Below are 13,202 nucleotides of genomic sequence, written 5' to 3' on the forward strand. Positions count from 1 at the left end.
CTGTAATTTTGTAAGACAACCAAGTGATTGAATAATGAACAAAACAGAATTCTACGCGGATTTAAACCGTGACTTTCAGGCATTGATGGCAGGCGAAACCAGTTTTTTAGCCACGCTGGCGAACACCAGTGCGTTACTTTTCGAGCGTCTGTCTGATGTGAACTGGGCCGGTTTCTATCTGCTGGAAGGCGAAACGCTGGTGCTGGGGCCCTTCCAGGGCAAACTGGCCTGCGTACGTATTCCGGTCGGGCGCGGCGTGTGTGGTACCGCGGTAGCGCAGGACCAGGTACAGCGTGTTGATGACGTCCACGCATTCGACGGGCATATCGCCTGCGACAGCGCCAGCAATGCTGAAATCGTCCTTCCTCTGAAAGTGAACAATCAGATTATCGGTGTTCTGGATATCGACAGCACGGTCTTCAATCGCTTTACCCGCGACGATGAGCAGGGGCTGCGCGAGCTGGTGGCGAACCTTGAGAACGTCCTTGCCGCGACCGATTATCATAAATTCTTTGCGAGCGTCGCAGGATAATCAACGGATAACGTAGCATTTACCGATGGCGTCATTATAATGACGCCTGTTCATGCCTGCGGCTTGTCGGCAACGTCCGTTGTAATCAGGAAATTTCATGGAAAATCAACCTAAGTTGAATAGCAGTAAAGAAGTTATCGCGTTTTTGGCCGAACGTTTTCCTCAATGTTTTAGTGCCGAAGGCGAAGCTCGTCCCCTGAAAATTGGTATTTTTCAGGATCTGGTAGAGCGTGTTGAAGGTGAGATGAACCTCAGCAAAACCCAACTCCGCTCCGCCTTACGTCTTTATACTTCGAGCTGGCGTTACCTGTACGGTATCAAAGCGGGCGCGACGCGTGTCGATCTCGACGGCAACCCTTGCGGTGTGCTGGACGAGCAGCACGTAGAGCACGCCCGTAAGCAGCTCGAAGAAGCCAAAGCGCGAGTTCAGGCTCAGCGTGCTGAGCAGCAGGCGAAGAAACGCGAAGCGGCCGCGGCCAATGGCCAGGAAGAAGCGCCTCGTCGTGAACGCAAGCCACGTCCTGCACCGCGTCGCAAAGAGAACACCGAGCGTAAGCCACGTGCTGAGCAACCGGCGGCAAAAGCCCCGCGTGCGCCTCGTGAAGAGCCGCGCCACACCCCTGTTTCTGACATTACCGCCCTGAGCGTCGGTCAGTCTCTGAAGGTGAAAGCGGGTAACAACGCTATGGATGCCACCGTACTGGAAATCACCAAAGATGGCGTTCGTGTACAGCTGACTTCTGGTCTGTCAATGATTGTACGCGCAGAACACTTGTTGTTCTAAAACGGAGGCCAAGCCCGGCATGAACACATTTTTTAAGCTCACCGCGCTGGCTGGCCTGTTTGCGATAACAGGCCACGCTTTCGCTGTGGACGAGATTACGCGTGTCGATCAAATTCCGGTACTGAAGGAAGAGACCCAACACGCAACGGTCAGTGAGCGCGTCACTTCGCGCTTCACCCGTTCGCACTATCGTCAGTTCGACCTCGATAAGGCCTTTTCGACCAAAATTTTCGACCGCTATTTGAACCTGCTGGACTACAGTCACAACGTCCTGTTGGCGAGCGATGTCGAACAGTTTGCCAAAAAGCAGTCTGAGGTAGGCGACGAGTTACGCAGCGGCAAGCTGGACCTGTTCTACGACCTGTATAACCTGTCGCAGAAACGCCGCTTCGAGCGCTATCAGTATGCGCTTAAGGTGCTTGAACGTCCGATGGACTTCACGGGTAACGACACCTTTAATCTTGACCGCAGTAAGTCGCCGTGGCCGAAAGATGAAGCCGAGCTGAATGCGCTGTGGGACAGCAAAGTGAAGTACGATGAGCTGAGCCTCAAACTCACCGGTAAAGATGAGAAAGAGATCCGCGAAACGCTGACCCGCCGCTACAAATTTGCCATTCGTCGCCTGGCGCAAACCAACAGTGAAGATGTGTTCTCGCTGGCGATGACCGCCTTCGCGCACGAAATCGATCCGCATACCAACTATCTCTCGCCGCGCAACACCGAGCAGTTCAACACCGAAATGAGCCTCTCCCTTGAAGGTATTGGTGCGGTGCTGCAGATGGACGACGATTACACGGTGATCAACTCCATGGTTGCCGGGGGCCCGGCGGCCAAGAGCAAGGCGATTAGCGTAGGCGATCGCATTGTGGGTGTCGGCCAGGTTGGCCAGAACATGGTCGATGTGATCGGCTGGCGTCTGGATGATGTGGTTGCCCTGATCAAAGGGCCGAAAGGCAGCAAAGTCCGTCTGGAAATTCTGCCTGCCGGTAAAGGTACCAAGACCCGTATCGTTACCCTGACCCGCGAGCGCATCCGTCTGGAAGATCGCGCGGTGAAAATGTCGGTGAAAACCGTGGGTAAAGACAAGGTCGGCGTGCTGGATATTCCTGGCTTCTATGTAGGCCTGACGGACGACGTCAAGGTTCAGCTACAGAAGCTTGAAAAACAAAACGTTAAGAGCGTGATTATCGATCTGCGTACCAACGGCGGCGGCGCCCTGACCGAAGCGGTTTCGCTTTCGGGTCTGTTTATCCCGTCCGGTCCGGTGGTGCAGGTACGCGACAACAACGGTAAAGTGCGTGAAGATGCCGATACCGATGGCGTAGTTTACTATAAAGGTCCGCTGGTGGTGCTGGTCGATCGCTTCAGTGCTTCGGCATCGGAGATCTTTGCCGCCGCCATGCAGGATTACAGCCGCGCACTGATTGTTGGCGAACCGACCTTCGGGAAAGGCACGGTGCAGCAGTATCGTTCCCTGAACCGCATTTACGATCAGATGCTGCGCCCGGAATGGCCGGCGCTGGGCTCGGTGCAGTACACCATTCAGAAGTTCTATCGCGTGAATGGCGGCAGTACCCAGCGTAAAGGCGTGACGCCGGATATCATCATGCCTACAGGCACTGAAGAGACGGAAACCGGCGAGAAGTTCGAAGATAACGCGTTGCCGTGGGATAGCGTTAATGCTGCCACCTACGTGAAGTCAGGGGATATGACTCAGTTTGGTCCGGCGCTGTTGAAGCAGCACGACGATCGCATCGCCAAAGATCCTGAGTTCCAGTACATCGTGAAGGACATTGCCCGTTTCAATGCCCTGAAGGCGAAACGCAATATCGTCTCTCTGAACTACGCTCAGCGTCTCAAAGAGAACGAAGAGGATGATGCTACACGTCTGGCGCGTATTAACGACCGCTTTAAACGTGAAGGTAAGCCGCTCCTCAAAAAACTGGACGACCTGCCGAAGGATTACCAGGAGCCGGATCCGTATCTTGATGAGACGGTGAAGATTGCCATTGACCTGGCGCAACTGGAAAAAGACCATCCTGCCGGCGACCCCGCACCGGCGAAATAACCCCCAAACAGGCACAAGAAATTGTGCCTGTTTTTTTGTTAACTGCATCCTGCCGTCAGCCAGTCATTTCAATATGTAAAGTTGTGTCTTTCTGGTGACTTACGCCGCTGCAATCCTTGAAAATATGCGGAATACCCATACGATGTGGGTAATCGCATAGTGCGTTTTGTTAAACTGAGGTTAAAAGAATATTATGATGCGAATCGCGCTCTTCCTGCTCACCAACCTTGCGGTCATGGTGGTCTTCGGGCTGGTACTCAGCCTGACGGGAATTCAGTCGAGCAGCGTTCAGGGCTTGTTAATCATGGCGCTGCTGTTTGGTTTTGGTGGCTCCTTTATCTCGCTGCTGATGTCCAAGTGGATGGCGCTCAAGTCCGTGGGCGGCGAGGTTATTGAGCAACCGCGTAACGATATGGAACAGTGGCTGATGACCACCGTTGCAAACCAGGCTCGCCAGGCGGGTATTGCCATGCCGCAGGTGGCGATCTATCACGCCCCGGATATCAACGCTTTCGCCACCGGTGCGCGTCGTGACGCCTCTCTGGTTGCGGTCAGTACCGGTCTGCTGCAGAACATGAGCCGTGACGAAGCCGAGGCGGTGATTGCCCACGAGATCAGCCATATTGCCAACGGCGATATGGTGACCATGACCCTGATTCAGGGTGTGGTGAACACCTTCGTTATCTTTATCTCGCGTATCATCGCGCAGATTGCCGCAGGCTTTTTGGGTGGCGATCGCGAGGAAGGGGAATCCAGCAATGGCAACCCGCTGATCTACTTTGCGGTCTCCATGGTGCTGGAACTGGTGTTTGGTATCCTGGCGAGCATCATCACCATGTGGTTCTCCCGTCACCGTGAGTTCCATGCGGATGCAGGCTCAGCCAAACTGGTGGGCCGCGAGAAGATGATTGCCGCGCTGCAGCGTCTGAAAACCAGTTACGAACCGCAGGAAGCCTCTACCATGATGGCGTTCTGCATCAACGGTAAATCAAAATCGCTGAGCGAACTGTTCATGTCCCACCCACCGCTGGACAAGCGTATCGAAGCGCTGCGTAGCGGCGAGTACCTGAAGTAACGTCTTCGGGTCGGAAATAAAAAAGCGCGTCTCAGGACGCGCTTTTTTTTATGCCTGCGACCGCGGCTGGGTTATTCGCAGCCCGCTGATGATGGCCGCGACGGTAGCCAGCGTGCCGGCGGTGAGCAGCGCCAGATGCGTGCCGCTTTGCCCGGCCAGGTTGAACATCAGGGCCACCAGCGCCGCGCCGGTACTTTGCCCCAGCAGGCGGGCGGTACCCAGCATCCCGCTGGCACCGCCGCTGCGATGACGCGGGGCGGCGGTAATAATAGTGTGATTATTCGGCGACTGAAACAGCCCAAAGCCCGCCCCGCACAGCACCATCCGCCAGATAATATCCAGATCGTGCGGTGCCGCGGGCAGCAGGGCGAGGGCAAAAAGACCGGCCGCCATTATTAACATCCCCAGCGCACCCAGTAATCCCGCATGCACCCGTTCAATCAGATAACCTGCCAGCGGTGCCATCACCATGGTAGCCAGCGGCCAGGGCGTTAACAGCAGACCCGTTTCCACTTCCGAACGGCCTACCACGCTCTGCAGGAAAAAGGGCAGAGAGACCAGGGCCAGCATCTGTGCGCAGAAGGAGCATATCGAGGTGCAAATAGAGAGGGAGAAGAGCGGGATGCGCAGCAGATCCACCGGCAGTAACGGCACCGGCAGTGCCAGCTGACGGCGCACAAAGAAGAAGCCAATCACCACCAGCGCCATAACTTCACCCGCAATTAACGTCAGCGACTGTCCCTGGGCGAAACCGCTCAGGGCGGTGATCAGCAGGCCAAAGGTGAGGGCGTTCATCACCGCGCTCGGCAGATCGAATTTAGGCATGTTGCTTTTCGGGCCGTTGGCAGGCAGATAGCGCAGGGCGAACAGCAGCGCCACGATCCCCAGCGGAACGTTGATTAAGAACAGCCACTGCCAGGAGGCCACCGAGAGGATCGCCGCGGCGATGGTTGGACCCGCCGCCGAGGAGACGGCAACAATAAAGGAGTTGATGCCCATCCCCCGGCCAAGATGCCGCCGCGGGTAGATGAGACGAATCAACGCAGTATTAACGCTCATCAGCGCCGCCCCGCCAAACCCCTGAGCAATACGCGCCAGCGTCAGGGTGTGCAGGCTGTCCGAAAGGGCGCAGAACAGGGAGGTCAGGGTGAAGACCGCCAGTCCACACTGATACACCCGGCGATAGCCAAACATGTCCCCCAGGAAAGAGAACGACAGCAGGGAGATGACAATCGCGATCTGATAGGCGTTGACGATCCAAATCGAACTGGCAGGCGAGGCATTCAGATCGCTGGCGATGGTCGGCAGAGCGACGTTAGCGATGGCACCGTCCAGCACGGCCATTGATATACCGATGATAATGGTCGCAATCGCACCATAGCGCTGCGGCAACGGCAGGCCATCTGTGAGGGTTTTGGTCATGAGAATTGATTAGCATTGGGGGTTATTATTAACAGGGTAACGATATTATCACTGTTATTTCGGTTATATGTCGCAGATTTGTAACCAGGTTAGCCAGGATTGATTGCAGCAATGCGGCCGCGAATTTATAATAAAAACCGGTTCTGAATTTTATAAAACACTTGCGTTGAGGTGATTAATGGCAATCGCGGATTTGGATAAACAGCCAGATTCTGTTTCTTCTGTGTTAAAGGTGTTTGGCATCCTGCAGGCGCTTGGCGAAGAGCGCGAAATTGGTATTACTGAGCTGTCCCAGCGTGTGATGATGTCAAAAAGCACCGTTTACCGCTTTTTGCAGACCATGAAATCACTGGGTTATGTTGCACAGGAAGGCGAGTCTGAAAAGTACTCCCTGACCCTGAAGCTATTTGAACTGGGCGCACGCGCGCTACAGAACGTCGATCTGATCCGTAGCGCGGATATTCAGATGCGCGAACTCTCTCGTCTGACGAAAGAGACCGTGCACCTGGGGGCGCTGGATGAAGACAGCATTGTCTACATCCATAAGATCGACTCCATGTACAACCTGCGCATGTATTCACGCATTGGTCGCCGCAACCCGCTGTACAGTACCGCTATCGGTAAAGTCCTGCTGGCATGGCGCGATCGTGAAGAAGTGAAGCAGATCCTCGAGAACGTCGAGTACAAACGCAGCACTGAACGTACCATCACCACCACCGACGAGCTGTTAGCGGTGCTGGATAAGGTGCGTGAGCAGGGTTATGGCGAGGATAACCAGGAGCAGGAAGAGGGCTTACGCTGCATCGGCGTACCGGTATTCGACCGTTTCGGCGTGGTGATTGCCGGCCTGAGTATCTCCTTCCCGACGCTGCGTTTCTCTGAGGAGCATCTGCACGAATACGTGGAAATGCTGCACACGGCGGCGCGGAAGATTTCTGAGCAGATGGGTTACAACGACTATCCGTTCTGAGGTGTTGCTGCTTGAAAAAACGCTGCCTGATGGCAGCGTTTTTTATGTTTTGCGTCAGCCGTTATCGATCACCGTCTCGCTCTTTCGCAGCAGCGGGCAGCGTGAAAGGCCGATAATGCCGCTGTCAGAGTGAATATACTGAGCCGTGCTGAATCCGCGCGCGGTGAGGTACTGGCACTGGATACCCAGCCCGCCCGCGTTCTCTTTACTGCCCGTCAGCACGCCGTAACCGGCAAGCAGCAAGCCGATCCCGATCAGGGCTATAACAATCAGTGTGCGAATAAAAAAGCGCATTATTGCCTCATTTTTTTAATGACTGCCGCCTAGCGTAACCGATACAGTCGCGTTAACAAGCCTATGATTCCGAAAGGTTGGTCTTCACGTTACAGTTAGGCATGGTTTAAGTTGTGCATGATAACCTGGCATCAGGCAGTTATGGGACGGAGAGTGGAGTGAAAAAAATACGCTGGGTAATTCTGGTGCTGGTACTGGTGGCTTGTGTGTTGCTCTGGACGCAGACCATCAATGTAATGTGCGACCAGGATGTACAGTTTTTTAGCGGTATTTGTTCTATCAATAAGTTTATCCCCTGGTAGCAGTCATTTTTATCGCAAATGATTTCCTTCCGTAACGCGAGTGGTAATATGAGCGTTTTTATTGGGGGGTGAAATGGGTGAGTTAGTGAATTCCGGGATGCTTAGTGTGGCATCTCTGGCGATGTCGGTGGTATTGCTGGTGGTGGGTCTGATGCTGTGGTTTTTCATCAACCGTGCAAGCTCCCGTACCAATGAGCAAATCGAACTGCTGGAAACATTAGTCGATTTGCAGAAACGTCAGAACGCGCTGCTGCGCCGCCTGTGCGAAGCCAATGAACCGGAAGAGAAAGAAGCACCAAAAGCGGTAGAAGAGACGGCTAACAGCCAGGACGATGACTTTATTCGTCTGGTAGCCGAACGCTAACCAGTCAGGGGAGGTGAGTATGGCCTGGAGCAATCCCTGGTATAACGCCTCCCTCGCGCATCACACTCCGCAGGGTTTTCGCAATATCGATGGCGCTGAGCACCAGCCCGGCGATGTCGAACGCTGGCAGAAAGAGCGAAAAGCCGCCGGTCTGCCAAAACCGCCCGCGCAGGGCTATGACTCGTTTATCCGCCAGTGGTGGCAGCCTGTCACCCTCAATACCGATGAAGAAGACGGCGTCTGGTTTCTGGGACATGCCAGCCTGCTGCTGCGCCTGAACGGGAAATACATTCTCACCGATCCGGCGTTTTCCCGCCGCGCCTCTCCGGTGCCTTTTGCCGGGCCGATCAGAAAAACGCCCCCGGTAATGAGCGTCGCCGCGCTCCCGCCTCTTGATGCGCTGGTCATTTCTCATAACCACTTCGATCATCTGGACTCCGCCACCATCCGCCAGCTTCTGCGGCGTTTTCCGCAGCTGACCATTTTCGTGCCGTTAGGCCTGGGGGAGTGGTGTCGTCGGCGCGGGGCAAAACAGGTTGTCGAGCTGGACTGGTGGCAAAGCTATACTTTCAAAGGGCTGGGGTTCACCGCCGTCCCGGCGCAGCACTGGAGCATGCGTACCCTGTGGGATCGCAACCGCTCACTCTGGTGTGGCTGGGTCTTTGAGGGGCCAAACCAGCGCTTCTGGTTCAGCGGCGATACTGGCTACACGCCGGAGCTGCTGACCATCCCGCAACGGCTGGGGAAACTGGATACCATCGCGATACCCGTCGGGGCCTATGCGCCACGCTGGTTCATGTCGGTTCATCATATGGATCCGCAGGCGGCGGTGTCACTGTGGCAACAGCTCGGCATGCCGCGCGCGATCCCGATCCACTGGGGCGTGTTTGAACTGGCAGATGAGTCGTTGGATGAGCCGGTCAGAGAGCTTTCTCAGGCGCTGAGGGATTTATCGCTGCCGGGCGAAAACTTTCAGCCTTTGCGTATTGGTCAATATTTATCCATATAAACTATTCTTTGTTCGGTTAGTACTTATTCCTTATTAAACCGAGGTTGATCATATTTTATTTTAATCGAAACGTTTTGATTGCTTTTTTTTGAGCCAGGTTCATAAAAATATCATTATTTTGGTGCATGGCGACAATCAGGGTTGCGGTGTATATAACTTAAACAAGCGAAGCGCTGAATGTTGTTTTTTTTCAAAGAAACACATGCCTGCCGTTGCGATTAAATCAGCATAACTTTGTACCAAATGTTCTAACGGAAATAACCGCCGCACGAAATCGTCTTCGCTTGCTGGACGACATGAAGTTATTGGTCTAAGGTAAAAAAGTCTTTGATAACAGCGTCTACCCTGACGGTTACTGATCGAGCAACATACGGGCTATGTATACACGTAAGTGCATTACTGTGCAGATTGTGGCAAATCAGTCCCTGAATTTGTGCGGCTGATCGAGACACGTTTAAAAATGGCTTGCCATTATTTAAGTTGTGTGTGATAACACGGTTTGGGTCAAACGAGGTACAGTTCTGTTTATGTGTGGCATTTTCAGTAAAGAAGTCCTGAGTAAACACGTTGTCGTTGAATACCGCTTCTCTGCCGAACCTTATATTAGTGCCTCATGCAGTAATGTCTCAGTTTTATCTCAGTGAATGCCCGCGGGCTAAGAAAACATTCTAAGGAATTTTGCAAATGGCAAAGATTAAAGGTCAAGTTAAGTGGTTCAACGAGTCTAAAGGTTTTGGTTTCATTACCCCTGCTGACGGCAGCAAAGATGTGTTCGTACACTTCTCTGCAATCCAGGGTAACGGCTTCAAAACTCTGGCCGAAGGCCAGAACGTTGAGTTCGAAATTCAGGACGGCCAGAAAGGTCCGGCTGCTGTTAACGTAACCGCTATCTGATCGAACCCCTGCCTGGTCTGAAGCGTTCCGACGTTTCAGTTGCAGAGTTAAAGCCTCGCGATTGCGGGGCTTTTTAATGCAATTTTTTCAAAGTGTTACCACCTGCGTCTCTGTTTGCAGTTTGTTGCAAAGCTGCGAGAGTATTAGCATTGTTTTCCCCCTCAGCAATAAGATTTGCCGTTAAATCAGGGCGTTGTTATTGAGCCCTGGAGCCCTGGTGAAAAAGAAACCCGTCAATCCCGCAGCAAACTTCACTCCGATACGTTTTGCACTTCTGTGTGCGGCCATTTTAGGTAGCCTGGTCTTTCTGTTGGGGCGTGTCGCCTGGCTACAGATTGTGAAACCGGACCCCCTGGTCAAGCAGGAGGATATGCGTTCGCTGCGCGAGGTAGCGATAAACGCCCCGAGAGGGATGATTGTTGACAGGGAAGGGCGGCCGCTGGCGGTGAGCGTGCCGGTGCAGGCGGTATGGGCCGATCCGAAAACGGTGCTGGCGAAAGGCGGGGTCGGGTATGACGATCGCTGGCAGGCGTTAGCCAGCGCCCTGCATCTGTCCCTCACCAATCTGGCCGCGCGGATTAACAGCAATCCGCAGGGACGTTTTATCTATCTGGCCCGCCAGGTGGATCCCGCTCAGGCCCAGTGGATCGAAAAACTCCATCTGCCGGGTATCAGCCTGCGCGATGAGTCACGGCGTTTCTACCCGGCCGGACACGTGGCGGCCAACCTGATTGGCTTTACCAATATCGACGGCCAGGGTATCGAAGGGATCGAGAAAAGCTTTAACGCGCAGCTCACCGGCAAACCCGGCCTGCGGCGCGTCCGCGAAGACCGTTACGGACATGTGATCGAGAATATTACCGAGGTCCCGCCCGTTCCTGCCCACAACATTCAGCTGAGCATTGACGAGCGGCTGCAGACGCTCACCGAGGATGCGCTGGATAACGCCGTGGCATGGAACAAAGCGGAGTCGGGCGCGGCGGTGCTGATCAACATCCAGACCGGGGAGATCCTGGCGATGGCCAGCTTCCCGGATTTCAACCCGAATAACCGCGACGGCGCTACCCTGAATGATTTCCGTAATCGCGCCATCAGCGACACCTTTGAACCGGGCTCCACCGTCAAGCCGCTGGTGCTGATGACCGCCCTCCAGCAAGGGCTGGTGCAGCCCGACAGCGTAATCGACACCCATCCCTACACCCTGGCCGGACACCGCATCCGCGACGTGGGTTACTATCCGGAGCTGACCCTGACCGGCATTCTGCAAAAATCGAGCGACACCGGGGTGTCCCGCCTCTCGCTGGCGATGCCGATCCAGCGGCTGCTGGATACCTATCACGGCTTCGGCTTTGGCCATTCTACCGGCCTCGGGTTAACCGGGGAGAGCAGCGGTCTGCTGCCTGAGCGTAAATTCTGGAGCCAGCTCGATCGCGCCACTTTTGCCTTTGGTTATGGTCTGATGGTGACTCCGCTCCAGCTGGCTCATGTCTACGCCACCATTGGCAGCTATGGCCTGGAGCGTCCGCTCTCCATCACCCGCATTGATCCGCCGGTCATTGGCACCCAGGTGATGCCCGCCTCTATTGTGCAGGAGGTGGAGCACATGATGGAGAGCGTGGCGCTGCCGGGCGGCGGCGGGGTGAAGGCGGCCGTGCGTGATTACCGGGTAGCGGTGAAAACCGGCACCGCGAAGAAAATCGATGATGCCGGTAACTATGTCGATAAATATGTGGCCTATACCGCCGGCGTTGCGCCCGCCAGCCGTCCGGTATTTGCCCTCGCGGTGGTGATCAACGATCCGCAAAACGGAGCCTATTACGGCGGGGCGGTTTCGGCGCCGGTGTTCAGCCAGATTATGGGTGACGTGCTGCGCATCGAAAACATCAAGCCTGATGGCTTACCGGCGGATTCCAGCCATCTCATCGTAATGCGTTAAGGCCGTTTTATAGCGGGGCGATTAGCGGTACACTTTCGCCCTTTATGATTGCCCGGAGTTACCATGACATTCTGCTGTCCTCTTTGCCACGCGCCCCTGACGCACACGGATAAAAGTTACGCCTGCCCGCAGGGGCATCGCTACGATATGGCGAAAGAGGGCTATGTCAATCTGCTCCCGGTGCAGCATAAGCGTTCCCGCGATCCGGGCGACAGCGCGGAGATGATGCAGGCCCGCAGAGCCTTTCTCGATGCTGGCCATTATCAGCCCCTGCGCGACGCGGTTGCCGGTAAGCTGGCGGCCTTACTCCCTGACGGGGCGACGTCGATCCTCGATATCGGCTGCGGGGAAGGGTATTACACCGCCGCCTTTGCAGACACCGCACGGGAAAAGGGGGCCGCGACCTTTGGTCTGGATGTCTCTAAATCTGCCATCCGTGCTGCAGCCAAACGCTATTCGCAGGTGACCTTTTGCGTGGCATCCAGCCACCGTCTGCCGTTCGATGAAAGCAGCATGGATGCGGTGATCCGCATTTACGCGCCGTGCAAAGGGGAAGAGCTGGCCCGGGTGGTGAAAGAGGGCGGCTGGGTGATCACCGTCACGCCAGGTCCGCGTCACCTGATGGAGCTGAAGGGGCTGATTTACAGCGAGGTCCTGCTGCATGCGCCGCACTCGGAGCAGCTGGCAGGCTTTGCGCTCCGGGAGGAGCAATCGCTGGCGTATAACATGTCGTTGAGCGGAGCAGAGGCTGTGGCGCTGTTGCAGATGACACCGTTTGCGTGGCGGGCAAAACCGGAGGTGTGGGAGACGCTGGCGAAACAGGAACTTTTCAGCTGCCAGACCGATTTTAGCCTCCACTGCTGGCAGCGCGTCGGTTAACCGGCGAAGTGGCTCCACATAATTTGCGCGCCGATACCGATTAACACCAGGCCGCCGAGGATCTCGGCGCGTTTGCCTAACAGCGGGCCGATAAACCGGCCAATCATCATCCCGAGGGTGGACATGATTAAGGTCGCGCAGCCAATCGCCAGCGCGGTGGCAATGATGTTTACCTGCAGGAATGCCAGCCCTACGCCAACGGCCATCGCATCAAGACTGGTGGCGATGGCGGTAGTGACCAGCAGCCAGAAGCCGTGACGGTGGACGGGCTGGTCCTCATCGACATCATTACGAATGCCTTCGATAACCATACGGCCGCCGAGGAAGGTCAGCAGGATAAAGGCGATCCAGTGGTTCCACTCCAGCACGAACTGGCTGGCAAGCATCCCCAGACCCCAGCCGATCAGCGGCGTCAGGGTTTCGATAGCACCAAAGATAAGACCGGTACGCAGGGCTTCAGAGAACTTAGGTTTATGCAGCGTGGCGCCTTTACCCATGGAAGCAGCAAATGCATCCATCGACATACCAAAGGCCAGAAGAAGTGTTGCAGAGAGGTTCATCAGCGCGTCCAGACCGGGAATATCCATATGACACATCACTGCCCCCAGTAAACAGCAGTTGATGCGTCTATGGTCTCGCCTGATCGCTCTGCCTGATGCAGAAACAATCCGTA

Annotated in this window: 14 protein-coding genes and 1 pseudogene; 12 read left to right on the forward strand and 3 right to left on the reverse strand. The window is 55.2% G+C overall.

Features of this window, described 5'->3' with window-relative positions:
- The first annotated feature begins 34 nt into the window (after window positions 1-34).
- From WFO70_RS03165 to htpX, 4 genes are all read left to right on the forward strand, one after another.
- On the forward strand, window positions 35-532 hold the full coding sequence (locus WFO70_RS03165; RefSeq protein WP_337014627.1) for a GAF domain-containing protein: 498 nt from the start codon (window positions 35-37) through the stop codon (window positions 530-532).
- Between the two features lie 97 nt (window positions 533-629).
- Window positions 630-1,316: an RNA chaperone ProQ gene (proQ, locus tag WFO70_RS03170; protein ID WP_039030800.1), complete on the forward strand. Its 687-nt coding sequence runs from the start codon at window positions 630-632 to the stop codon at window positions 1,314-1,316.
- Between the two features lie 19 nt (window positions 1,317-1,335).
- A complete protein-coding gene (gene prc / locus WFO70_RS03175) occupies window positions 1,336-3,384 on the forward strand; it encodes a carboxy terminal-processing peptidase (RefSeq protein ID WP_337014628.1) in 2,049 nt (682 codons plus the stop codon).
- Window positions 3,385-3,577: 193 nt separating this feature from the next.
- Window positions 3,578-4,459 (forward strand): protease HtpX, encoded by an 882-nt coding sequence (htpX, locus tag WFO70_RS03180; protein ID WP_337014629.1) that lies wholly within the window; start codon window positions 3,578-3,580, stop codon window positions 4,457-4,459.
- 48 nt (window positions 4,460-4,507) lie between these two features.
- On the opposite strand, the gene WFO70_RS03185 is transcribed toward htpX, so the two are convergent.
- Window positions 4,508-5,881 (reverse strand): MFS transporter, encoded by a 1,374-nt coding sequence (locus WFO70_RS03185; RefSeq protein ID WP_337014630.1) that lies wholly within the window; start codon window positions 5,879-5,881, stop codon window positions 4,508-4,510.
- Window positions 5,882-6,059: 178 nt separating this feature from the next.
- Between WFO70_RS03185 and kdgR the strand changes: the two genes are divergently transcribed.
- A complete protein-coding gene (gene kdgR, locus WFO70_RS03190) occupies window positions 6,060-6,851 on the forward strand; it encodes a DNA-binding transcriptional regulator KdgR (protein ID WP_106993296.1) in 792 nt (263 codons plus the stop codon).
- 54 nt (window positions 6,852-6,905) lie between these two features.
- Here the strand turns inward: kdgR and WFO70_RS03195 are convergent, their stop codons facing one another.
- Entirely contained in the window at window positions 6,906-7,145 is a 240-nt protein-coding gene (locus tag WFO70_RS03195; protein ID WP_337014631.1) for a YobH family protein, read from the reverse strand.
- 158 nt (window positions 7,146-7,303) lie between these two features.
- Here WFO70_RS03195 and mgrB point away from each other — a divergent pair, with 158 nt between their 5' ends.
- From mgrB to rlmA, 7 genes and pseudogenes are all read left to right on the forward strand, one after another.
- Entirely contained in the window at window positions 7,304-7,447 is a 144-nt protein-coding gene (gene mgrB / locus WFO70_RS03200; RefSeq protein ID WP_103180034.1) for a PhoP/PhoQ regulator MgrB, read from the forward strand.
- Window positions 7,448-7,520: 73 nt separating this feature from the next.
- Window positions 7,521-7,811, forward strand: a complete 291-nt coding sequence (locus WFO70_RS03205; protein ID WP_337014632.1) for a YebO family protein — start codon at window positions 7,521-7,523, stop codon at window positions 7,809-7,811.
- A 19-nt stretch (window positions 7,812-7,830) separates the two neighbouring features.
- A complete protein-coding gene (locus WFO70_RS03210) occupies window positions 7,831-8,820 on the forward strand; it encodes an MBL fold metallo-hydrolase (protein WP_337014633.1) in 990 nt (329 codons plus the stop codon).
- Window positions 8,821-9,347: 527 nt separating this feature from the next.
- Window positions 9,348-9,492, forward strand: a pseudogene (locus WFO70_RS03215) (DUF2627 domain-containing protein).
- A gap of 12 nt (window positions 9,493-9,504) precedes the next feature.
- Complete coding sequence (cspE, locus tag WFO70_RS03220) at window positions 9,505-9,714, forward strand: transcription antiterminator/RNA stability regulator CspE (protein ID WP_001062678.1); 210 nt, start codon at window positions 9,505-9,507, stop codon at window positions 9,712-9,714.
- Window positions 9,715-9,931: 217 nt separating this feature from the next.
- Complete coding sequence (gene ftsI, locus WFO70_RS03225; RefSeq protein WP_337014634.1) at window positions 9,932-11,650, forward strand: peptidoglycan glycosyltransferase FtsI; 1,719 nt, start codon at window positions 9,932-9,934, stop codon at window positions 11,648-11,650.
- A 63-nt stretch (window positions 11,651-11,713) separates the two neighbouring features.
- Window positions 11,714-12,529 (forward strand): 23S rRNA (guanine(745)-N(1))-methyltransferase, encoded by an 816-nt coding sequence (gene rlmA / locus WFO70_RS03230; protein ID WP_337014635.1) that lies wholly within the window; start codon window positions 11,714-11,716, stop codon window positions 12,527-12,529.
- Here rlmA and mntP read toward each other — a convergent pair.
- A complete protein-coding gene (gene mntP, locus WFO70_RS03235; protein WP_337016583.1) occupies window positions 12,526-13,089 on the reverse strand; it encodes a manganese efflux pump MntP in 564 nt (187 codons plus the stop codon). The two genes, rlmA and mntP, sit on opposite strands and share 4 nt — an antisense overlap.
- Between the last annotated feature and the right edge of the window lie 113 nt (window positions 13,090-13,202).

Origin of the sequence: Leclercia sp. AS011 (genome assembly GCF_037152535.1) — a bacterium.
Classification (GTDB): domain Bacteria; phylum Pseudomonadota; class Gammaproteobacteria; order Enterobacterales; family Enterobacteriaceae; genus Enterobacter.